The organism is Microbacterium sp. bgisy189 (genome assembly GCF_965345345.1).
In the GTDB taxonomy this organism is placed as follows: Bacteria; Actinomycetota; Actinomycetes; order Actinomycetales; family Microbacteriaceae; genus Microbacterium.
In genome coordinates, this window is sequence record NZ_CBDRMZ010000002.1 from 141,401 (window position 1) to 163,804 (window position 22,404).

Genomic DNA, 22,404 nt, shown 5'->3' on the forward strand with positions numbered 1-22,404 from the left:
GTCGTTGTCCGGGAAGGCGATTCGGTCTTGCCCGTTGAGACACGATCATATACGATTTCGAATACACCGCAAGAGCGAGGGAGCTCATGACCACCGAGAACGACACCACGACGGACCCGCGTTTCGCCGCGCTCCCCTGCCGGCCCGGAAAAATCGTCGCCGTCCACCTCAGCTACGAATCGCGCGCCGACCAGCGCGGCCGTCGCCCCGCTGCGCCTTCCTACTTCTTCAAAGCATCGAGCTCGGTCGCTGCCTCCGGCGGCACCGTCGAGCGCCCGGCCGGCACCGAACTGCTCGCCTTCGAGGGCGAGATCGCACTGGTGATCGGCACCGCCGGCCGCCGCATCCCGCTCGCACAGGCGTGGGATCACGTCGGGTGGGTGACCGCAGCCAACGACCTCGGGCTCTACGACCTGCGCGCGAACGACAAAGGCTCGAACGTCCGCTCCAAGGGCGGTGACGGCTTCACCCCGATCGGCCCACAGCTGATCGATGCCCGCACCGTCGACCCGGCAGGGCTGCGCGTGCGCACGTGGGTCGGCGAGGAGCTCGTGCAGGACGACACCGCGGCCGGGCTCATCTTCCCGCTCGCACAGTTCGTCGCCGACCTCTCCCAGCACTTCACCCTCGAGCGCGGCGACATCATCCTGACCGGAACACCGGCCGGCTCCTCGGTCATCGTGCCCGGCGATGTCGTGACCGTCGAAGTCGACGACCCCGCCACCGGCGCCACCAGCGGACGCCTGGTCACCACCGTCGTCGAGGGCGCGGATGCCGCGTTCGACGCGTCCATCGGATCCCTCCCCACCGTCGACGACACGCAGCGCGCCGAGGCCTGGGGGTCGGCGCCTCCCGTCGATGACGTTTCGTCTCGCTCCGCTCGCTCAACGACCGGGAGCCTCTCCCCCGCGCTGCGCGAGAAGCTGGAGCGCGTGCCTGTCGCGGGACTGTCGGCCCAGCTGCGCAAGCGCGGCATCGACAACGTCACGATCGACGGCGTCCGACCGCTGCATCCGGATGCCAAGCTCATCGGCACCGCCAAGACCCTCCGGTTCGTCCCCAACCGCGAAGACCTGTTCCGCTCCCACGGCGGCGGCTACAACGCGCAGAAGCGCGCCTTCGACGCCGTCGGCGATGGCGAAGTCATCGTCATCGAGGCGCGCGGCGAGTCCGGCTCGGGCACCCTCGGCGACATCCTCGCGATCCGCGCACACGCGAACGGCGCGGCCGGCATCGTGACCGACGGCGGCGTGCGAGACGCCGATGCCGTCACGGCCGTCGGCATCCCCGTGTACACGTCGGGCGCCCACCCCGCAGTCCTCGGCCGCAAGCACGTGCCGTGGGACCACGACATCACGATCGCGTGCGGCGGAACGACCGTGCAGCCCGGCGACGTGATCGTCGGTGACGCAGACGGCGTCATCGTCATCCCGCCCACCCTCGTCGAAGAAGTGGTCGACGCGGCGCTCGCCCAGGAGGACGAGGACGCGTGGATCGCGGCACGCGTCGCGGAAGGCCACCCGGTGGACGGCCTGTTCCCGATGAACGCCGACTGGCGCGCACGCTACGAGCAGGAGACGGGAGCCGGCGCATGAGCGACACCCTGATCGGCAGCAAGTCGCAGGTCGCGTACGACTGGATCCGCGAGCGTATCGCACGCCACGAGTTCAGCCCCGGCTACCGCCTCGTGCTGGGTTCGATCGCCGACGAACTGCAGATGAGCGTCGTGCCGGTGCGCGAAGCCATCCGCCGCCTCGAAGCCGAGCATCTCGTCACGTTCGAGAAGAACGTGGGCGCCCGGGTATCCGTCGTCGACGAAGACCAGTACATCTACACGATGCAGACCCTCGGCCTGCTCGAGGGGTACGCGACCGGCCTCGCCGCGCCGCACGTCACCGCAGACGACCTGGCGCGCGCCACGAAGGTCAACGAGCGGATGCACCGACTGCTCGACCATTTCGACGCGCACGCGTACACCCAGCTGAACCAGCAGTTCCACAGCATCCTGTTCGCGCCGTGCCCGAATCCGCACATCCTCGACCTCGTCGACCGTGCGTGGTCGCGGCTGGCCGGCCTGCGCGATACGTCGTTCTCCCTGATCCCCGGGCGCCCGCAGCACTCGGTGGAGGAGCACGATCAGATCCTCGACCTCATCCGCGACGGCGCGGACCCGGTCGAGATCGAGCTGCTCACCCGTACCCACCGCATGCGCACGCTGGACGCGTTCCTTGCCGCGCGGCACCCCGACACCCACGACACCGACACCGACACCGACTCGGAGGCATCATGACCGACACCACCGCCCCGGCACTCGATCAGCGTCACGTGCCGGCCGACCTGCCCGAGCGCATCCAGCACTACATCGATGGCGCGTTCGTCGACTCGCTCGATGGCGACACGTTCGACGTGCTCGAGCCGGTCACCAACGAGGTGTACGTCACCGCCGCCGCCGGCAAGAAGGCCGACATCGAGCGGGCCGTCGCCGCCGCCAAGCGCGCGTTCGACGAGGGCCCGTGGCCGCGGATGCTGCCGCGCGAGCGCTCGCGCGTGCTGCACCGGATCGCAGACATCGTCGAGTCCCGCGACGCACGGCTGGCCGAGCTCGAGTCGTTCGACTCCGGTCTGCCGATCACGCAGGCCCTCGGCCAGGCCCGCCGCGCGGCCGAGAACTTCCGGTTCTTCGCCGACCTGATCGTCGCGCAGGCCGACGACACCTTCAAGGTGCCCGGCCGTCAGATCAACTACGTCAACCGCAAGCCGATCGGCGTCGCAGGACTCATCACGCCCTGGAACACGCCCTTCATGCTCGAGTCCTGGAAGCTCGGCCCGGCGCTCGCGACCGGCAACACCGTCGTGCTCAAGCCCGCCGAGTTCACGCCGCTGTCCGCGTCGCTGTGGGCCGGCATCTTCGAAGAGGCGGGCCTGCCCCAGGGCGTGTTCAACCTCGTGAACGGCCTCGGTGAAGACGCCGGCGACGCGCTCGTGAAGCACCCCGATGTGCCGCTGATCTCGTTCACCGGCGAGAGCCGCACCGGGCAGATCATCTTCGGCAACGCCGCGCCGTACCTCAAGGGCCTGTCGATGGAACTCGGCGGCAAGAGCCCGGCGATCGTCTTCGCCGACGCCGACCTGGATGCCGCGATCGACGCGACCATCTTCGGTGTCTTCTCGCTCAACGGCGAACGCTGCACCGCCGGCAGCCGCATCCTCGTGCAGCGCGACATCTACGACGAGTTCGTGGAGCGCTATGCCGCGCAGGCCCAGCGGGTGAAGGTCGGCTACCCGCACGACCCCGACACCGAAGTCGGCGCGCTCGTGCACCCCGAGCACTTCGCGAAGGTCATGAGCTACGTCGAGATCGGCAAGGGCGAGGGCCGCCTCGTCGCCGGCGGCGGCCAGCCCGAGGGCTTCGCGTTCGGCAACTTCGTCGCACCCACCGTGTTCGCCGACGTGTCGCCGGATGCCCGCATCTTCCAGGAGGAGATCTTCGGTCCGGTCGTCGCGATCACCCCGTTCGACACCGACGAGGAGGCACTGGCCCTCGCCAACAACACGAACTACGGCCTCGCCGCCTACGTGTGGACCAACGACCTCAAGCGCGCCCACAACTTCGCGCAGTCGATCGATGCCGGCATGGTCTGGCTCAACTCGAACAACGTGCGGGACCTCCGCACCCCGTTCGGCGGCGTGAAGGCGTCCGGCCTCGGCCACGAGGGCGGCTACCGCTCGATCGACTTCTACACCGACCAGCAGGCCGTGCACATCACGCTCGGCAAGGTCCACAACCCCACCTTCGGCAAGAACTGACCCGCGAGACGACGAGCAAGGACGCTGACATGACACACCGCGACGGCATGACCCTCACTTCCTCCGGGTTCTACGTGAGCCAGGAGGCCCCCATCGAGGCGGCGAACGCCTTCCCCACCCCGACGAGCCCGGCCCCCGACATCCTGCGGTGCGCCTACATGGAGCTGATCGTCACCGATCTGGCGGCATCCCGTCAGTTCTACGTCGACATCCTCGGGCTGTATGTGACGTCGGAGGACGACGAGGCGATCTACCTGCGGTCCACCGAGGAGTTCATCCACCACAACCTCGTGCTGCGCAAGGGGCCGGTCGCGGCCGTCGCAGCGTTTTCGTACCGCGTGCGCACGCCCGAAGACCTCGACACTGCGGTCGCGTTCTTCACCGAACTCGGATGCCGCGTCGAACGCCGCCCCGAGGGATTCACGAAGGGCATCGGCGACTCGGTGCGCGTCGAGGACCCGCTCGGCTTTCCGTACGAGTTCTTCCACCAGACCGAGCACGTGGAGCGGATGTCGTGGCGCTACGACGTGCACATCCCCGGCGAGCTGGTGCGGCTGGATCACTTCAACCAGATCACCCCCGATGTGCCGCGCGCCGTCAAGTACATGCAGGACCTCGGCTTCCGCGTCACCGAAGACATCCAGGACGAAGAAGGCACTGTCTACGCGGCATGGATGCGGCGCAAGCCCACCGTGCACGACACCGCCATGACCGGCGGCGACGGCCCGCGCATGCACCACGTGTGCTTCGCGACGCACGAGAAGCACAACATCCTCGCGATCTGCGACAAGCTCGGCGCCCTGCGCCGCTCCGACGCGATCGAGCGCGGGCCGGGCCGCCACGGCGTCTCCAACGCGTTCTACCTGTACCTGCGCGACCCCGACGGGCACCGCGTCGAGGTGTACACGCAGGACTACTACACCGGCGACCCCGACAACCCCGTCGTCACGTGGGACGTGCACGACAACCAGCGCCGCGACTGGTGGGGCAACCCCGTCGTGCCCAGCTGGTACACCGACGGCAGCCTCGTGCTCGACCTCGACGGCAACCCGCAGCCGGTCATCGCCCGCACCGACTCGTCGGAGATGGCGGTCACGATCGGCGCCGACGGCTTCAGCTACACCCGCCCCGACGACACGGAGGCGATGCCGGAGTGGAAGCAGGGCGAGTACAAGCTCGGCAACCAGCTCTGATCATGCTCGACCCGCAAACCATCGACACGATCGCGGCGGAACTCGCCGAGGCCGACCGCACGCACGGGATCATCCCGCGCATCACGGCGCGCTACCCCGAGGCGACCGTCGAGGACTCGTATGCGATCCAGGGGGTGTGGCGCGACCGCATGATCGAGTCCGGCCGCACCCTCGTCGGCCGTAAAATCGGGCTCACCTCGAAGGCGATGCAGCAGGCGACCGGCATCGCCGAACCCGACTACGGCGTCATGTTCGACGACACCGTCTGGCAGGACGGGGCGGAGATCCCCGTCGACCTGTTCTCGAATGTGCGCATCGAGGTCGAACTCGCCTTCGTGCTGAAGACACCGCTCGAGGGCCCCGACTGCACGTTGGCGGACGCCCTGGCCGCGACCGACTACGTGGTGCCGGCGCTGGAGATCCTCAACTCCCACATCGAGATGGAGGGTCGCACGATCGTCGACACGATCAGCGACAACGCGGCCTACGGGGGCATGGTGCTCGGCGCCACCCGCAAGCGCGTCGACGAGGTCGACCTGCCGTGGGTGCCGGGCGTGCTCAGCCGCAACGGGGAGATCGAGGAGACCGGCGTGGCGGCCGGCGTACTCGGCAATCCCGCCACCGGCGTGGCGTGGCTGGCGAACAAGTTCCACCAGCACGGTGCAAGACTCGAGGCGGGCGAGATCATCCTCGCCGGCTCGTTCACGCGACCCATGTGGGTGCAGCGCGGCGACACCGTCCACTGCGACTACGGACCGATGGGAACCATCACATGCCGCTTCGTCTGACCTTCCGCGATCGTCTCTCCGCCGCCGACCGCCCCCTGGCAGGGCTGTGGACGTGCTCCGGGTCACCGCTGGCGGCCGAGATCCTCGCCGGCGCCGGCATGGACTGGATGCTCATCGACATGGAGCACTCCCCCCTCGACCTGCAGACGGTGCTCGCGCAGCTGCAGGCGATCGCGGCGTACGACACCACACCCGTCGTGCGGGTGCCGGTCGGCGACGTCGCGACGATCAAGCAGGTGCTCGACCTCGGCGCGCAGAACATCCTCGTGCCGATGATCTCCACCGCCGAAGAGGCAGAAGCCGTCATACGGGCAGTGCGGTACCCGCCGCGCGGCGTGCGCGGTGTCGGCTCGGCGCTGGCCCGCTCGGCCCGGTGGAACCGCGTCGACGACTACCTCACGAACACGGACGCCTACGTGTCGGTCTTCGTGCAGGTCGAAACCGCCCAGGGCGTCGACAACGCCGAAGCCATCGCGGCGGTCGACGGTGTCGACGGCGTCTTCGTCGGCCCGAGCGACCTCGCAGCGTCCATGGGGCTGATCGGACAGCAGACGCATCCTGATGTCGTGGCCGCCGTGCGCCGCGCGTTCGACGGCATCCGCGCCGCCGGCACGCCCGCCGGGGTCAACGCCTTCGATCCTGCAGCCGCCGACGCGTACGTCGAGGCCGGCGCATCCTTCCTGCTGGTCGGCGCCGACGTCGCGATGCTGGCCCGCGCCTCAGAGGCGCTCGCCGCCCGCTGGATCCCCGCATCCGACAACAGCACCCGCGCATCGTACTGACGAGCCCGCCGCACGAACAACCCCGCGAATGATGCTCGGACGCCGTGCGAACCTAGGGACATGAAGCGCGACGTGCACAGCCGCATCACCCTGTCGATCAGCGAGCCCGCCGATCTCGTGTTCGCCATCGCCGTGGCGGATGCCTACGACCCCGGCTCGGAGCGGATCACCGCGACCGTCGACGGGCAGCCGGTCGCAGTGCGGGAGCTGCCCGATGCACACGGCGGCCGGCTGCACCGCGTTCAGCCCACGGCCGGAACACTCGAGGTCGTCTACGACGCTTCCGTTTCGAGCCCGGGCTCGCCGCAGATCACCACTCCGACCGATCTGCTGGTCGCCACCCGTCCCAGCCGCTACGCCGAGTCCGACCGACTCGCCGCGACGGCCTTCTCGGCGTTCGGCGACCTCGAGCCCGCACGCGAACTGCTGCTCGCCGTATCGTCCTGGGTCGGCACCCGCTTGACGTATGTGCCCGGCTCGTCGCTGCCCACCGACGGTGCGGTGGAGACCCTGCTGGCGCGTAAGGGCGTCTGCCGGGACTACGCGCACCTGTGCGTCGCGCTGCTGCGCGCCTGCGGCGTGCCGGCGCGGCTGGTCTCCGTCTACGCACCCGGACTGGATCCCATGGATTTCCACGCCGTCGCGGAGGCCTGGGTCGACGGCCGCTGGTGCGTCGTCGATGCCACTGCCCTTGCGCCCCGGCAGAGCCTGGTGCGCATCGCGACCGGTCGGGATGCCGCAGACACCGCGTTCCTGAACGTCATCTCCGGCCGGTGCGAGTTGATCGACATGGAGGTCACCGCCGTCGCCGACGAGCTGCCCACCGATGATCTGGACGAACTCGTCACCATCAGCTGACACGTCGACTCAGTGCGGCCACGCAAGTGCTGACGGTGCTGTCGGCGGCATCCGCCGCGCTCGGCTTCTTCGTCGTCCTCGGCTGACCCCGCTCGGGCCCTGCCGCAGGGCGGCGCGACGTGGCACAGTTGTGGCATGAAGTCGTGGATCGTCCGGTTCGTGTCGCTGTACGTGTTCAACGTCGTCGTGCTGCTGCTGATCGGGCTGCTCACGCCGGCGCGCGTCGGGTGGGCCGCCGTCGTCGCCGCACTCGTGCTGACGCTCATCGAGCTGTTCGTGACGCCGCTCATCAAGCGCATGTTCACGGCGTTCGCGCGCACCGACCGTCGCCGTACGAAGGTCGGAGAATGGCTCGTCCAGCTCGTCGTCGCCCTCGCGGTCGCCTTCGCAGTGTGGCTGCTCACGCTTTGGCTCACCCCGGTGAACGCGGGCGGCAGCTGGTTCTGGGCGTACATCCTGCCACCGGTGATCATCTCGATCGGCTGGCTCGTCTACGCCAAGGTCGTCGGCCGCGTCGAGACCGAGGCGGGTTCGCTGTACGACCGCGCCGAAGCCGGCATCCGCGGACGCAAGAGCACGCCGGCTGCGACCGCCCCCTCCGCCGCAGCGCGGGAGGGGCGCGCCGAGCTCAACGACGGCCTCACCGCCGAACAGCGCCGCATGCTCGACGAGCTCGGCGGCTGAGCGCATGACGAGGGTGTAACAAAGCGTCGCTCGCGGCGCCCCAGTGACGTCAGGACGCGAGAGGATGGATGCGGCGCGTCGCACCGCACCGGTCCGCGCCAGGATTCCGGAGGCCCACATGTCGCGCATCGTCCTGCGTACCGCCCTTGTCGCCGCGGCGGCGACCACCGCCCTGCTGCTCGCCGGCTGCGCCACCTCGACGCCCGCCGAGGACACCACGCCGACGCCCGGTGAGGCCGCGGCGCCCGCACTCGAAGGCCTCGTCACCGAGGGCAAGCTCACGATCGCCACGGGTGAGACCGCGTACTACCCGTACGTGATCGACGACGACCCGAGCTCGGGAGAGGGCTTCGAAGCCGCCGTCGCCTACGCCGTCGCCGACAAGCTCGGCTTCGCCGCCGACGACGTCGAGTGGGTGCGCACGAGCTTCGAATCCGCGATCGCGCCTGGGCCGAAGTCGTTCGACTTCAACATCCAGCAGTACACGATCACCGAAGAGCGGGAGCAGGCCGTCGACTTCTCGTCGCCGTACTACGCGTCGAGCCAGGCGGTCGTCGCGATCAAGGGCAGCGCCGCCGACGGCGCCGACTCGATCGCCGAACTGAAGGATCTGACGCTGGGCGCCATGACCGGCTCGACCAGTGCCACGACGCTCGCCGAGGCGATCGCGCCGAACGTGACCCCCAAGCTGTACGCGAGCAACGAGGATGCCGTCGCAGCCCTCCAGGCGAACCAGATCGACGCGATCGTGCTCGACCTCCCCACCGCCTACTATGCGACGGGCGTCTACATCGAGGACTCGTTCATCGTGGGCGAACTGCCCGCCGCCGGCGTCCCCGACGAGTGGGGTCTGCTGCTGGCCAAGGACTCCCCCCTCACCGACGCCGTCACCGCCGCCGTCGACGAGTTGCGCGAGGACGGCACGCTCGATGCCATCACCGAGGAATGGCTCGGATCGGGCCAGGGCGTGACCCTGCTCGAGTGACCGCGCTAGCGTTCCAGGGGTGACCACCGACATCGCGCGCGAACCCAGCGCGCTCGAGCTCGACCGCAGGCGCTTCCGACGTGGGCGCGAACGCCGCTCGGTGCTCATCGCCGTGGCATCCACCCTCGCCTTCGCGGCGATCGTGTGGGTGACGGTGATCAACACCGAGGGGTGGGCGAAGGTCCAGCAGACCTTCTTCGACCTCGACGTCGCACTGCAGGCGCTGCCGAAGGTGTGGGACGGGTTCCTCATCAACCTGCAGGTGCTCGGCATCTCGGTGTTCACGGTCGCCGCCGTGGCGCTCGCCGTCGCGCTGCTGCGCACACTGCGCGGGCCGGTGTTCTTTCCGCTGCGGGTGCTCGCCGCCGGGTACACCGACCTGTTCCGCGGCATCCCGTTCATCATCGTGCTGTACCTGGTCGGCTTCGGGCTGCCGACGGTGACGAACACCCGCATCCCCGAAGTGCTGCTGGGCGTCATCGCCGTCACCCTCACCTACTCGTCGTACGTGGCCGAGGTGATCCGCGCCGGCATCGAGGCGGTGCACCCGTCGCAATGGCTCGCCGCCCGCGCGCTCGGACTCGGCTACGTGCAGACGCTGCGGCGCGTCATCCTGCCGCAGGCGCTGCGCAAGATGACCCCGCCGCTCATGAACGACTTCATCTCGATGCAGAAGGATGTCGGACTCATCTCGATCCTGGGCGCGATCGACGCGATCGCGGGTGCCCGGTCGGTCACGTCGCTCACCTACAACTTCACGCCGTACGTCGTGGCGGCGGTGCTGTTCGTGCTGCTGGCGATCCCGACGATCCGCCTCACCGACTGGTACACGGCGCGACTTCGGGCACGCGAGCAGACGGGGGCGATCGTGTGAGTGCCGTGCTGCGGGCCGAGGGGCTGTGGAAGTCGTTCGGCGACAACGCCGTGCTGCGCGGGGTGGATGTCGCGCTCGACGCGCACGAGGTCGTCGCGCTCATCGGCGCAAGCGGGTCGGGCAAATCGACGCTGCTGCGTTGTCTCGGGCTGCTGGAGCCAATCGACGACGGACAGATCTGGCTCGGCGACGAGGACATCTCCGACCCGCGAATCGACGCGAACCGGGTGCGGGCACGGTTCGGGGCCGTGTTCCAGAGCTACAACCTCTTTCCGCACCTGTCGGTGCTCGCCAACGTCACCCTCGCGTCGCGGGTCGTGCACAAGCGGTCGAAGCAGGATGCCGAGGCCCGCGCGCTCGAGCTGCTCGACCGCATCGGACTCGCCGACTTCGCCAAGGCCCACCCCGATCGCCTCTCCGGCGGGCAGCAGCAGCGCGCCGCGATCGTGCGGGCGCTCGCGACCGACCCCGAAGTGCTGCTGCTCGACGAGATCACCTCGGCGCTCGACCCCGAACTCGTCGGCGAGGTGCTCGAACTCGTCCGTCAGCTCGCCGACGACGGCCGCACGATCCTGATGGCCACGCACGAAATGGCCTTCGCACGTGACGTCGCCGACCGTGTGGTGTTCCTCGATCAGGGCGTCATCGTCGAGCAGGGCACGCCTGCCGAGGTCTTCGGCGCACCGCGCGAGGCTCGCACCCGCGCCTTCCTCTCCCGCTTCACCGGCTGACACTGCGCAAGTCAACCTGTTGACTCACGGCGAGTCAACTGGTTTACTCATGGCATGGCCGACCGCATCACCGTCACGCTCCACGAACTCGTCGCCGAGCTCGACCTCTACGCCGACGACTACCTGCAGCGCCACCACGGCATCTCGTTCAATCTCTTCGAGACGCTCGCCGTGCTCGTCGAGAAGGCGCCGATCGACATCACGGGTCTCGCTCGCTGCCTGCGCATCACGAAGGCGGCCGTCAGCAAGCGCCTCCCCCACCTGATCAGCGACGGCTGGATCTCAGCATCCCCAGGTCAGGGCCGGCAGATCATCCTCGCGCCGTCCGAGCAGACGATCGCGCTCGTCCGCGACGCGGGCGGCGAGCTCGAGGCGCACTTCGCAGCGATGCTCGCCGACCCGCGCGTGACCGCCGCGCCCGGCGCGGTCTCGCCGACGACACTCAACAACCAGCTGTCGGCACTCACCGACATCGTGATCGAAAAGGGCCAACGCACATGAACACTCGCATCCTCGTCATCATCGGCACACCGCTGCCCGACACCTACAACCACGCGCTCGCCCACGCCTACGCGACCGCCGCGACCGGCGCCGGTGCCGACGTGCGGGTGATCGACCTGGCAACGGACCCGATCCCCGACCACCCGCGCAGTCGCGATCAGCTGCGTGCACCGCGCAGCGAAGCCGACCGGGCGCTCGACCCCGATGTCGCCCGTTACCTCGATGACGTGCGGTGGGCCGAACACATCGCGGTCTTCCATCCGCAGTGGTGGGGAACCGCGCCCGCCGCACTGAAGGCGTTCATCGACCGTGTGTTCCTCTCGGGAGCGGCATTCCGCTACCGCGAGGGCAGTGCCATCTCCGAGCGGCTGCTCACCGGCCGCACCGGACGCATGGTCATGACGATGGACTCGCCGCGCTGGTGGAACCGCCTCGTCTACCGCGGCGCAGCCGAAGCCGCACTCACTCGCGCGACCTTCCGATACTGCGGCGTCCGCACCCTCGGCATCACGCGGCTGAGCCCGATCCGCCTCGGCGACGAGCGCCGCCGGCGCGACTGGATCGACCAGCTCGCGCGCCTCGGCGCCCGCGACGGGGCCCGGCCGGCGCGCACTGCACCGCCGGCATCCACCTCAACCCCCGACACCGCCGCCGTCGGCGCACGCTGAGCGGGCCCGGCGCTCAGCCGGCGAGACGCTCGGCAGTCTCGACGACGTTCGCGACCAGCAGGGCGCGGGTCATCGGACCGACGCCGCCGGGGTTCGGCGACAGCCACCCGGCGACCTCTGCGACGGCGGGGTCGACGTCGCCGGCGAGCTTCGCCTTGCCCGACTCGGTCGTGCCGACGCGGGTCACACCGACGTCGAGCACGGCGGCACCGGGCTTGATCCACTCGGCCTGCACGAGGTGCGGCTGGCCGACGGCTGCGACGACGATGTCCGCGCGCGACACCTCGGCGGCGAGATCGGGCGTTCGGGAGTGGGTCAGGGTGACCGTGGCATCGGTACCCTTGCGGGTCAGCAGCAGCCCGAGCGGGCGGCCCACTGTGATGCCGCGCCCGATCACGGTCACGTGCTTGCCGGCGATCTCGACCCCGTGGCGCGTCAGCAGCTCGATGATGCCCGCGGGCGTGCACGGCAGGGGCGCCGCGACTGCGGTGCGCGGGTCGACGCCCAGCACGAGGCGGCCGAGGTTCGTCGGGTGCAGGCCGTCGGCATCCTTCGCGGGGTCGACGAGTTCGAGGATCGCGTTCTCGTCGACGCCCTTCGGCAGCGGCAGCTGCACGATGAACCCGGTCACGGCGGGGTCGGCGTTCATGCCGCGCACGGCATCCGCGATCTCGTCCTGCGTCGCAGTCGCGGGCAGCTCGACCGAGATCGACGCGACACCGACCTCGGCGCAGTCGCGGTGCTTGCCCGTGACGTACGAGCGGGATGCCGGGTCGTCGCCGACCAGCAGCGTGCCGAGCCCGGGAACGATCCCCCGCTCGGCGAGCGCGGCCACGCGAACCCGCAGTTCGTCCTTGATGGCCGCCGCGGTCGCGACGCCGTCGAGCTTCTGAGCCGTCATGTCGTTCCTTCTCTCTGAGCCGAATCCCGCGAGAGAACACCTGCGCGCCGAGAGATCGGGTGAAACCCGTCGCCTCGGCGGCCTGATGTTCTCTCGCGGTCCAGTCGCGGGTTACTGCTGCAGGTCGGGGTACAGCGGGAAGGCGGATGCCAGGGCGTCGACGCGGGCACGCAGTGCGTCAAGGTCAGCACCGGGCTGCAGCGCGAGCGCGATGACGTCGGCGACCTCGGTGAATTCGGCGTCGCCGAACCCGCGGGTCGCGAGCGCGGGCGTGCCGATGCGCAGGCCCGAGGTGACCATCGGCGGGCGCGGGTCATTGGGCACGGCGTTGCGGTTGACGGTGATGTGGATCTCGTGCAGCAGGTCTTCGGCCTGCTTGCCGTCGATCTCGGCGTCGCGCAGGTCGACGAGCACGAGGTGCACGTCGGTGCCGCCGGAGCGCACCGCGATGCCGGCGCCGGCGACGTCGGGCTGTGCGAGGCGCTCAGCGAGAATCGCCGCACCGCGCACGACGCGCTCCTGACGCTCCTTGAACTCCGGCGTGCCGGCGAGCTTGAAGGCGGTCGCCTTCGCGGCGATCACGTGCATGAGCGGGCCGCCCTGCTGACCCGGGAAGACGGCCGTGTTGATCCCCTTCGCGATGTCGGCATCGTTGGTGAGGATGAAGCCCGAGCGCGGGCCGCCGATCGTCTTGTGCACGGTCGAGCTCACGACGTGGGCGTGCGGCACGGGCGAGGGGTGCAGGCCCGCGGCGACGAGCCCGGCGAAGTGTGCCATGTCGACCCACAGCAACGCACCGACCTCGTCGGCGATGGCACGGAACGCGGCGAAGTCGAGCTGGCGGGGGTAGGCCGACCAGCCGGCGATGATGACCTTCGGCTTGTGCTCGATGGCGAGGCTGCGCACCTCGTCCATGTCGATGACGCTCGTCTCGGGGTTCACGCCGTACGCGACGATGTTGTAGAGACGGCCCGAGAAGTTGATCTTCATGCCGTGGGTGAGGTGGCCGCCGTGGTCGAGCGAGAGACCGAGCAGCGTGTCGCCGGGGCGGGCGATCGCGTGCAGCACGGCAGCATTGGCCGAGGCGCCGGAGTGGGGCTGGACGTTGGCGAACTCGGCGCCGAACAGGTCCTTGGCGCGGGCGATCGCGAGCTCTTCGGCGACGTCGACCTCTTCGCAGCCGCCGTAGTAGCGACGGCCGGGGTAGCCCTCGGCGTACTTGTTGGTGAGCACCGAGCCCTGCGACTGCAGCACCGAGACGGGTACGAAGTTCTCGGACGCGATCATCTCGAGGAAGGTGCGCTGGCGGTTCAGCTCGCGCTCGAGCACCTCGGCGATCTCGGGGTCGACCTCGGACAGCGGGGCGTTGAAGTGGGGATCGGTCACGTTCTCTCCTGACGACGGGTTTGAGGATGCAGGTGCCGTCGCGCGCGGCGGCGTCTCGAACCCGACCCAGGCGTGCGGTCGAATGCCGTGTCGGTCGCTCCCCGGTGGTGGCCCACCTCAACGCCAGTCGCGACGGGTTCGAGCATACCGGATCGACCGCCGCTCTCACCGGTCGATCGAGCCCGCCACACCCGGCCCGCTGTGGCGGCGGAGCGGCATTGCGTTCACCGCGCTGCCCGTGGTGGACTGGGCGACCGAATGACGACACTCATCCATTCCGTCCGCCTCGTCGACGACGGCGCCGAGCACGACGACGCGTGGATCGCGTTCGACGGCGGTGTCGTCGCGGCTCGCGGCATGGGTGACGGATGGCGCACGAACCGCGCGGATGCCGTGGTCGACGGCGCCGGTCTCGTGCTGACGCCGGGGTTCATCGACATCCACACGCACGGAGGCGGGGGCGCGGCGTTCGACGATGGCGCGGACGCGATCGCCGTCGCTCGCGACCTGCATCGCACCCACGGCACGACCCGTTCGGTGATCTCGCTCGTGACGGCCTCGATCGAGCACCTCAGCGAACGCGTTGCGCTGATCGCCGACCTCGCCGAACGCGACCACACGATTCTCGGCAGCCACCTGGAGGGCCCGTTCCTCGAGCCGGCCTTCAGGGGTGCGCACACCGAAGCGCTGCTGCGGGCGCCGGACGCCGATGCGATCTCGCGCCTGCTCGACGCCGGCCGCGGCACGATCCGGCAGGTCACGCTCGCACCCGAACGCGACGGCGCGATGGATGCCATCGGCCGATTGGTCGCGGCGGGCACCGCCGTCGCGGTCGGTCACACCGCAGCGACGGCAGCGCAAGCCCGTGCCGCGTTCGACGCCGGCGCGACGCTGCTGACCCATGCGTTCAACGCGATGCCCGGCATCCATCACCGGGCGCCGGGACCGGTCGTCGCGGCGATGTCGGATGCCCGCGTGACCCTCGAACTCATCGCCGACGGCGTGCACGTGCACCCCGATGTCATGACGCTCGCCTTCGCGGGCGCGCCCGGCCGCATCGCACTGGTCACCGATGCGATGGCCGCCGCCGGCGCGGCAGACGGGGCGTATACGCTCGGCGGGCTCGCCGTCACGGTCGCCGATGGCACGGCCCGGCTCGCCGACAGCGGTGCGATCGCCGGGTCGACGCTCACGCAGGATGCCGCATTGCGTCGCATCGTCGAGATCGGCGTGCCACTGCCCGATGCCGTCGCCGCCGTGACCGCGGTACCCTCGCGCGCGATCGGTGTCGAGGACCGGTTCGGTTCGCTCGCCGTGGGCCGCGCGGCCGATGCCGTGCTGCTCGACGGACGCCTCGCCGTGCGTACCGTGTGGGTGGACGGCGCGCGCGTCTGACGGCGGTCCGTCTGCTGCCTGCGGAGTGAGCCGTAGACTGGAAGACATGGCAGATCTGCCCCACGTCTCCCCCGCGAAACCTGCCGAACCGCTCCCCGCAGACGCGCAGCCGGCCGGAACCCGGCCTGCGCTGACCGCGGTCGACCTGCTCGCCTTCCTGTGCGAACTGTTCGCGTTCTTCACGTTCGCCGTCTGGGGCTTCACGGCGTGGCCGTTCCCGTGGAACATCGTCGTCGGCATCGGCGCGCCCATCGTCGCGATCCTCGTCTGGGCGCTGTTCGTCTCGCCGCGCGCGGTCATTCCCGTGCACCCCTTCGTGCGGGCCCTCGTCGAACTGCTCGTCTACGCCGCCGCCACGATCGTGTGGTGGTCGGCCGGTCAGGCATGGATCGGCATCGCGTTCGCCGTCGTCGCCGTCACGGTCGGCCTCATCGCCGGTCGACGCCGCCTCACCGCATGAGCGACGACGCGATCCTCACCCTCCTGCGCGAGGCGCTGAGCGACCGCGTCGACACCACGCCGGCGACCCTCGACGCCGCGCGCGCCGACAAGTCGGGCCATGCGGCGGCGGGCGCTCCGCTGGCGGTCGTGCACGCGCGCTCCATCGACGACGTGCAGCACACGATGCGCATCGCCCACCGCACCGGCACACCTGTCGTCACGCGCGGCGCCGGTACGGGCCTCGCCGGCGGCGCCAACGCCGGGGCGGGCGAGATCGCACTGTCGGTGCGCGGCATGGACCGCATCCTCGAGGTGCGGCCCGATGATCTGCTCGCCGTCGTCGAACCCGGCATCATCAACGCCGACCTCAACAACGTCCTGGCGGCAGACGGGCTGTGGTGGGCACCCGATCCCGCCAGCCGCGCGATCTCGACGGTGGGCGGCAACATCGCCACCGGCGCGGGCGGTCTGCTGTGCGCGAAGTACGGCGTCGTGCGCGATGCGGTCCTCGGCGTCGACGTCGTGCTCGCCGACGGCACGCTGGTGCGGTTCGGGCACCGCAGCGTCAAGGGAGTCACGGGGCTCGATCTGACGTCGCTCATGATCGGATCCGAAGGCACCCTCGGCGTCATCGTCGGCGCCACCCTCAAGCTGCGCCGACGCGTGCCGGGCCATGCGCGCACGCTCACGGCCACGTTCCCAGACGTGCGCGCAGCAGCCGTCGCCTCCGCCGCCGTCACCGCGTCGGGCGTGCAGCCGGCGATCATGGAGCTGATGGATGCCGCATCCCTCGCCGCCGTCCACGCATTGCTCGAACTCCCCGCGCCGACGCCGGGCGAAGCCCAACTGACCGTGCAGACCGACGGTCCCGCAGCGGATGCCGAGGCTGAGTCGATCGCCGCGACCCTCGCCGCGGCGGGCGGGCTCGTGCGACTGGCCGCCGACCAAGCCGAGGGCGAGCGGCTGCTCGCGATCCGACGCTCCATGCACCCGGCGATGGAGACGCTCGGCACGACGCTCATCGAAGACGTCTCGGTGCCGCGCAGCATGCTGCCGGCGATGTTCGACGAGATCGCGCGCGTCGAACGCGAGCACGGCCTGCCGATCCCCACGGTCTGTCACGCCGGCGACGGCAACCTGCACCCGAACTTCGTCTTCGACGGCCCCGACGTGCCCGAAGAGGTGTGGCACGCAGCCGATGACCTGTTCCGGTCCGCGCTGCGCCTCGGCGGCACCCTCACGGGCGAACACGGCATCGGCGTGCTGAAGCGCCGCTGGCTCGCTGACGAACTCGGCGATGACCAGTGGCGCCTGCAGCGCGAGATCACGCGGGTGTTCGACCCGACCGGCATCCTCAATCCCGGCAAGGTCTTCACACACTGAACGGGATCAGCCGTTGAGGATGGCCTCGATCGCGGCGTCCAACTCGGTCGCGATCTCGGTGACGTCGCCGCCCTGCGCGATCTTCACGAGCGCGTCCGGGATCAGCTGGGCCTTCTCGACCTCACCCCAGTTGGGGCTGGCCGGGGTGCCCTTCGAGTTGGCCAGTGCCGCCGCCTGCGCCTGAGCCGACGGGGTGTCGGGCAGGAACTCGGCGGCCGAGACGGTCGCGGGGACCAGACCCTGCGCGGCCATCAGCTTCTGGTACCCCTCGGAGAGCATGATCTTCATCGCTGCCTTGGCCTTGCCCTGCGAGTCGCTCTTGAAGGGGATGGCGATGGTCGAGCCGCCCGCCAAGATCGGAGCCGTCTCGCCGGCGCTCGCGCCGGGCAGTGCGAAGGCGTTCAGGTCCTTGGCGTAGGTGTCGGGGCAGCCCTTCGAGACCTCTTCGCCGGCGGCCTCGTCGCCCCACGGCCATGCACCGGTCAGGTTGCCCTCGGCCCATGCGGGGCTGGAGAGGAAACCGACCTCGCCGGCGCAGAACGCGATGTTGCCGAGGCGCTCGTTGCCGTCGACGGGCGCGACGGAGGCGTTCTCGTACACGTCCTGCAGCATCTCGAGGCCCTTGACGGACTCGGCGCTGGAGAGCTGCGCATCCCAGGTCTCGCCGTCCTGCACGGCGATCTCGCCGCCGCCTGCCCACACGTAGGGAAGCGCGTTGTACCAGTCCTTGCCCGGGGCGAAGATGCCCGAGACGGTGTCGGACTTGAGCTCCTTGCCCTTCGCGACGTACTCCTCGAGGGTCGTCGGCAGGGTGTCGCCGACGACCTGCGGAGTGTAGAAGATGACACGGCCGCTTGCGTAGTATGGCGCCGCGTAGAAGGACCCGTCGAGGGTGCCGGCGTCGACCAGGCCACTCAGCAGGTCGTCGCCACCGAGTTCTTCCTTGATGTCGGTGAGGTCGAGCAGCAGACCGGCGTCTGCGAAGCCGATGGCCTGCGTGTTGCGGAACTCGACGACGTCGGGTGCGTCGTTGGACGAAAGGGCTGCCGTGTAGGTGTTGTCGGTGTCGTCCCAGGTCTTCTCTTCGATCGTGAGGGCCCAGCCCTCGTTCGCGGCTTCGAAGGTCTCCTTGAGGTAGTCACGGGCGGTGTCGGGGGTGTCGGATCCGACCAGCCAGACCGTGAGCTCACCGGTTGCCGCGTCGGTCTTTTCCGGGGCAGCGTTGCCCCCGGTCGAACAACCCGCGAACACGACAGCCGATGCGCCGAGCAGCGCGAACGCTCCCAGCTTCTTGTTCATGGTGGATCCTTTGTTCTTCTTGGTTCCCCAGGGGACGCACCCATCCGGCCGACGCAACCATTCGCCCCACTTCACGAGGGGTGTTTGTAAGACTGTTACATGCAGGCGGCAGGATCGTAGCCGGATCGAGTCCATTTCTCGGCATTCGCACGGTTGCGCTCCTCTACCATGGATGGAGCACAGAGACCGGGTGGGGGTGGTGTCAGTGACCGATGTGGTCGCGAAGCAGTCAGGGAATGCAGCCGAGTCGTCTGCATCTGAACCTTCGAAGGTCATGTGGGCTCCCACCGAGCCGCGCCCCGCCTCGAAGAAGCGCCTCGCGCTGGGCATCGGCATCCCCGCGGCCGTCCTCGTCGCCGGTGCCGTCGCGGCCTCACTCGTGCTCATCGCACCCGGCACCGCCGTCGCAGGCGTGCCGATCGGCTTCTTGACGCCCGGCGCCGCGACGGAGGCCATCGAGAACCGTCTCGCGCAGACCGAAATCACCCTCGGCGAAGGCGGCCCCACCGTCACCGGTGCGGAACTGGGCGCGACCGTCGACGCGGAAGCCCTCGCTGCGGCCGCGTTCGATGAGAACCCTATGTGGAACCTGACGTCGTGGTTCGGTGAGTCGTCGGCCGTTGAGGTCACAGTCGATCCCGAAGTCGCCACGGCCGCCCTTCGCACGGCCGCGCCCGACACCTACACGGCGCCGACGCCCGCGACCGTCGCATTCGAGGGCAAGACCTACGGCGTCACCGAGGCCGTCGACGGTGCGGGCATCGACGTCGACGCTGTTGCGGCTGCACTGCAGGATGCGTTCGCAGCCGGCGAGTCCGCGACGACCATCGAGGTCACGCTGGCGCCCGTCGCCTCCCCCACGACGACCGAGAAGGCGCAGGCGACCGCCGACCACCTGAACAGTCTGCTCAAGACCATCGGCTTTTACGTCGACGACGAGCGCACGGTGCCGATCTCGGCCGAGCGCGCCGCGACCTGGTTCACGATCGACACCGACGACGAGGGCGATTTCACGATCGCCGCCGACGAGGCGGAGATCCAGAAGGTCGTCGACACGCTGCCCGAGAAGGTCAACCAGGACCCGAAGAACGCGAACGTCATCGTCAACGCCGCGGGCACCGTACTGCGCACCAACCTCGAGGGGCAGGACGGCCGTGTCCTCGGCGCGACCGCCGGCGTTGCCGCCGCGTTTGCGACGCAGCTCACCGGCGGCGGCGACGCCGCATACGCACTGCCGGTGGAGGTGAGCCCGCACACCACGACCGAGGTCGCCCGACTGCTCGAGGTCGACATCAGCGAGCAGCGTCTGTACCTCAAGGAGAACGGGGCGGTCATCGACAGCTGGCTCGTCTCCACCGGGCGATACGGTGCCGACACCGTGTACGGGCGCTACAACATCGGCTGGAAGACCCCGATCCAGGACATGACCGGTACGGCGGCGGACTCCGGCAAGAAGTACATCCAGGAGGATGTGCGCTGGGCGATGTACTTCAACGGCGATCAGGCCTTCCACGGCGTGTACTGGCACAGCAATTGGGGCAATCGGATGAGCGCGGGATGCGTCGGCATGCCAGAGTGGCGCGCCGAGCAGATCTACGGTTGGGCCCCCGAAGGCACCGACGTGTGGATCCACGACTGACTCACCGTTCTAGAACGCTTTAGTCCCAGTGGACGCGGCGACTAGGCTCGGTGCATGCCGCGCTTCGACCTGTCCCCCGCCGAACTCACAACGTACGCACCACAGGTTCGCGAACCGGGCGATTTCGACGCGTTCTGGACCGATACGCTCGCAACGTCCCGCGCCGCCGCCGACGCACCGGTGATCACCCGCATCGACGCACCGTTCACGACGCTCGACGTCTTCGATGTGACGTTCTCAGGTTTCGCGGGCGACCCGGTCAAGGCGTGGCTCACGCTCCCCCGCGGCGTCGACGGTCCGCTACCGGCGGTCGTCGAGTACAACGGTTACGGCGGCGGCCGCGGCCTCCCCGTCGAACGCATCGGCTGGTCGTCCTCCGGCTATGCGCACCTGTTCATGGACACACGCGGCCAAGGGTCGATGTGGGGCTCAGGCGGCGAGACACCCGACCCGCACGGTACGGGGGCATCAGCATCCGGGTTCATGACACGGGGCATCGACGATCCCGCCGACTACTACTACCGGCGGGTGTACACCGATGCCGCCCTGGCCGTCGATGCGGTGCGATCGCTGGATGCCGTCGACGCTTCCAGAGTCGCTGTGACCGGCGGCAGCCAGGGCGGCGGCATCGCGATCGCCGCAGCGGGGCTCTCTGAGGGTTTGATCGCCGCGATGCCGGATGTGCCGTTCCTGTGCCACTTCGAGCGCGCTGTCGGACTCACCGACCGCGACCCGTACCAGGAGGTCGTGCGCTACCTGTCGGTGCACCGGGGCGCTGAGGAGCGTGTCTTCGAGACGCTGTCGTACTTCGACGGCGTGAACCTCGCACGTCGCGCGACAGCGGCCGGCCTGTTCTCTGTGGCCCTCATGGATCCGATCTGTCCGCCGTCGACCGTGTACGCGGCCTTCAACGCGTTCGGGGGCGCTGACAAGGCGATCGAGGTGTACGCCCACAACGAGCACGAGGGTGGCCAGTCCTACCAGTGGCTCGCGCAGACAGCGTTCCTCGGCGCGCGCGTCTGACTCAGATCGGGGCGGTCGAGCCCCGCACCCGCAGCGACGGGGTGGAGTCGAGGAATGCACCGGCATCCGCGCCGTCGATGACGTCGAACAGTCGGCGGGCGGCGTGCGCGCCGAAGGCGACGACGTCATGGCTGAGCGCCGTCAGGCGCGGCAGCGTGTGGTCGCACAGCACGGAGTCGTCCCACGCGATGATCGAGAGGTCTTCGGGCACACGCCTGCCCATCTCGAGCGCGACGTTCAGTCCCGCGACGGCCATGATGTCGTTGTCGTAGATGAACGCGGTGGGCGCATCGTCGCCGCTGCCGAGGGCTTCGCGGGTCACGCGTGCACCTTCGGGCATCGTGTAGTCGGTGCGCAGCACATCGGCCCGCAGCCCGCGCGCGGTCATTTCGGCGAGGAACGCCTCATTGCGGATGTGCGTGTGCGCGAGCAGCGCCAGACCCGACACGTGCGCGATGCGCCGGTGGCCGAGGCCGGCGAGGTGACCGACGGCTTCTCGCATGGATGCCGCATCGTCGGTCCACACGCACGTGAGACCGTCGGCGACACTCGGGTCGCCGACCACGACGGTCGGCAGGGCGCCGGGTTCGCCCGCCAGCGCCACGCGCGGGTCGTCGAGGGTCAGATCGACGAGCATGACACCGTCGACCTGGCGCGACCGGCGCCACTTCTCGATCGTCGCCAGTTCGCGCTCGCGAGAGGGCACCACCTGCAGCAGCAGACCGTACGAACGGCGCGAGAGCTCGGATTCGAGGCCCGCGAGAAACTGCATGTAGAACGACTCGACGCCCAGGTTGTGGGGGTCGCGAGAGAGCACCATGCCGAACGTGTCGTTGCTCGCACCCGCGAGCGAGCGCGCGGCGCTCGCCGGCGCCCAGCCCAGCTCGTCGGCCACCTGGAGCACGCGCTTGCGCGTCTGCTCCGAGACGCCCTTGCGGCCGTTGAGCGCGAACGACACGGCGCCGATCGAGACCCCCGCCCGTGCGGCGATGTCGCTGATGGTGACGCGGCGTGAACTCACCCGTTCAGCGTATATCCGCCACTCGGAACCGGCGGTCGATCGGGT

The 22,404-nt window shown here is 69.5% G+C and carries 22 protein-coding genes and 1 riboswitch; of the genes, 18 read left to right on the plus strand and 4 right to left on the minus strand.

Annotated features, from left to right (window positions below; genetic code table 11):
* Positions 1–86: 86 nt before the first annotated feature.
* From ACSF8R_RS03685 to ACSF8R_RS03745, 13 genes are all read left to right on the plus strand, one after another.
* A complete protein-coding gene (locus tag ACSF8R_RS03685; RefSeq protein WP_434810511.1) occupies positions 87–1,595 on the plus strand; it encodes a fumarylacetoacetate hydrolase family protein in 1,509 nt (502 codons plus the stop codon).
* A complete protein-coding gene (locus ACSF8R_RS03690) occupies positions 1,592–2,290 on the plus strand; it encodes a GntR family transcriptional regulator (RefSeq protein WP_434810512.1) in 699 nt (232 codons plus the stop codon). The genes ACSF8R_RS03685 and ACSF8R_RS03690 overlap by 4 nt, the downstream gene beginning before the upstream one ends.
* Positions 2,287–3,807: a 5-carboxymethyl-2-hydroxymuconate semialdehyde dehydrogenase gene (gene hpaE / locus ACSF8R_RS03695; protein WP_434810513.1), complete on the plus strand. Its 1,521-nt coding sequence runs from the start codon at positions 2,287–2,289 to the stop codon at positions 3,805–3,807. Before ACSF8R_RS03690 ends, hpaE begins: the two co-directional genes overlap by 4 nt.
* Positions 3,808–3,836: 29 nt before the next feature.
* Positions 3,837–5,000 carry a 3,4-dihydroxyphenylacetate 2,3-dioxygenase gene (hpaD, locus tag ACSF8R_RS03700; RefSeq protein WP_434810514.1) on the plus strand — a complete coding sequence of 388 codons (1,164 nt, stop codon included), beginning with the start codon at positions 3,837–3,839 and terminating at the stop codon, positions 4,998–5,000.
* A 2-nt stretch (positions 5,001–5,002) separates the two neighbouring features.
* Positions 5,003–5,788 (plus strand): fumarylacetoacetate hydrolase family protein, encoded by a 786-nt coding sequence (locus tag ACSF8R_RS03705; protein ID WP_434810515.1) that lies wholly within the window; start codon positions 5,003–5,005, stop codon positions 5,786–5,788.
* Positions 5,773–6,570, plus strand: coding sequence for an HpcH/HpaI aldolase family protein (locus ACSF8R_RS03710; protein ID WP_434810516.1), 798 nt, complete (start codon positions 5,773–5,775; stop codon positions 6,568–6,570). The genes ACSF8R_RS03705 and ACSF8R_RS03710 overlap by 16 nt, the downstream gene beginning before the upstream one ends.
* Positions 6,571–6,630: 60 nt before the next feature.
* A complete protein-coding gene (locus ACSF8R_RS03715) occupies positions 6,631–7,428 on the plus strand; it encodes a transglutaminase-like domain-containing protein (protein WP_434810517.1) in 798 nt (265 codons plus the stop codon).
* Between the two features lie 135 nt (positions 7,429–7,563).
* Complete coding sequence (locus ACSF8R_RS03720) at positions 7,564–8,112, plus strand: hypothetical protein (RefSeq protein ID WP_434810518.1); 549 nt, start codon at positions 7,564–7,566, stop codon at positions 8,110–8,112.
* 118 nt (positions 8,113–8,230) lie between these two features.
* Complete coding sequence (locus ACSF8R_RS03725; protein WP_434810519.1) at positions 8,231–9,097, plus strand: ABC transporter substrate-binding protein; 867 nt, start codon at positions 8,231–8,233, stop codon at positions 9,095–9,097.
* Between the two features lie 19 nt (positions 9,098–9,116).
* Entirely contained in the window at positions 9,117–9,971 is an 855-nt protein-coding gene (locus tag ACSF8R_RS03730; RefSeq protein WP_434810520.1) for an amino acid ABC transporter permease, read from the plus strand.
* Complete coding sequence (locus ACSF8R_RS03735; protein ID WP_434810521.1) at positions 9,968–10,702, plus strand: amino acid ABC transporter ATP-binding protein; 735 nt, start codon at positions 9,968–9,970, stop codon at positions 10,700–10,702. Before ACSF8R_RS03730 ends, ACSF8R_RS03735 begins: the two co-directional genes overlap by 4 nt.
* A gap of 54 nt (positions 10,703–10,756) precedes the next feature.
* Positions 10,757–11,203 carry a MarR family winged helix-turn-helix transcriptional regulator gene (locus ACSF8R_RS03740; RefSeq protein WP_434810522.1) on the plus strand — a complete coding sequence of 149 codons (447 nt, stop codon included), beginning with the start codon at positions 10,757–10,759 and terminating at the stop codon, positions 11,201–11,203.
* Positions 11,200–11,871, plus strand: coding sequence for an NAD(P)H-dependent oxidoreductase (locus tag ACSF8R_RS03745; RefSeq protein WP_434810523.1), 672 nt, complete (start codon positions 11,200–11,202; stop codon positions 11,869–11,871). The genes ACSF8R_RS03740 and ACSF8R_RS03745 overlap by 4 nt, the downstream gene beginning before the upstream one ends.
* Positions 11,872–11,884: 13 nt before the next feature.
* Here the strand turns inward: ACSF8R_RS03745 and ACSF8R_RS03750 are convergent, their stop codons facing one another.
* Both ACSF8R_RS03750 and glyA read right to left on the minus strand, forming a co-directional pair.
* Entirely contained in the window at positions 11,885–12,772 is an 888-nt protein-coding gene (locus ACSF8R_RS03750; protein ID WP_434810524.1) for a bifunctional methylenetetrahydrofolate dehydrogenase/methenyltetrahydrofolate cyclohydrolase, read from the minus strand.
* 111 nt (positions 12,773–12,883) lie between these two features.
* A complete protein-coding gene (gene glyA, locus ACSF8R_RS03755) occupies positions 12,884–14,158 on the minus strand; it encodes a serine hydroxymethyltransferase (protein ID WP_434810525.1) in 1,275 nt (424 codons plus the stop codon).
* Between the two features lie 57 nt (positions 14,159–14,215).
* Positions 14,216–14,299, minus strand: a riboswitch (ZMP/ZTP riboswitch).
* Between the two features lie 117 nt (positions 14,300–14,416).
* Here glyA and nagA point away from each other — a divergent pair.
* Genes nagA through ACSF8R_RS03770 form a run of 3 tightly spaced genes read left to right on the plus strand, consistent with a single transcriptional unit; the run spans position 14,417 to position 17,377 of the window.
* Positions 14,417–15,553 carry an N-acetylglucosamine-6-phosphate deacetylase gene (gene nagA / locus ACSF8R_RS03760; RefSeq protein WP_434810526.1) on the plus strand — a complete coding sequence of 379 codons (1,137 nt, stop codon included), beginning with the start codon at positions 14,417–14,419 and terminating at the stop codon, positions 15,551–15,553.
* Between the two features lie 46 nt (positions 15,554–15,599).
* Positions 15,600–16,013 carry a YrdB family protein gene (locus ACSF8R_RS03765; RefSeq protein WP_434810527.1) on the plus strand — a complete coding sequence of 138 codons (414 nt, stop codon included), beginning with the start codon at positions 15,600–15,602 and terminating at the stop codon, positions 16,011–16,013.
* Positions 16,010–17,377, plus strand: coding sequence for an FAD-binding oxidoreductase (locus ACSF8R_RS03770; RefSeq protein WP_434810528.1), 1,368 nt, complete (start codon positions 16,010–16,012; stop codon positions 17,375–17,377). The genes ACSF8R_RS03765 and ACSF8R_RS03770 overlap by 4 nt, the downstream gene beginning before the upstream one ends.
* Before the next feature lie 6 nt (positions 17,378–17,383).
* Here ACSF8R_RS03770 and ACSF8R_RS03775 read toward each other — a convergent pair whose 3' ends face one another.
* Positions 17,384–18,676 (minus strand): extracellular solute-binding protein, encoded by a 1,293-nt coding sequence (locus ACSF8R_RS03775; protein ID WP_434810529.1) that lies wholly within the window; start codon positions 18,674–18,676, stop codon positions 17,384–17,386.
* 274 nt (positions 18,677–18,950) lie between these two features.
* On the opposite strand from ACSF8R_RS03775, the gene ACSF8R_RS03780 reads away from it, so the two are divergent.
* Complete coding sequence (locus ACSF8R_RS03780) at positions 18,951–20,315, plus strand: L,D-transpeptidase family protein (RefSeq protein ID WP_434810530.1); 1,365 nt, start codon at positions 18,951–18,953, stop codon at positions 20,313–20,315.
* A 54-nt stretch (positions 20,316–20,369) separates the two neighbouring features.
* Complete coding sequence (locus ACSF8R_RS03785) at positions 20,370–21,338, plus strand: acetylxylan esterase (RefSeq protein ID WP_434810531.1); 969 nt, start codon at positions 20,370–20,372, stop codon at positions 21,336–21,338.
* 1 nt (position 21,339) lies between these two features.
* Here the strand turns inward: ACSF8R_RS03785 and ACSF8R_RS03790 are convergent, their stop codons facing one another.
* Positions 21,340–22,359, minus strand: a complete 1,020-nt coding sequence (locus ACSF8R_RS03790) for a LacI family DNA-binding transcriptional regulator (RefSeq protein ID WP_434810532.1) — start codon at positions 22,357–22,359, stop codon at positions 21,340–21,342.
* Between the last annotated feature and the right edge of the window lie 45 nt (positions 22,360–22,404).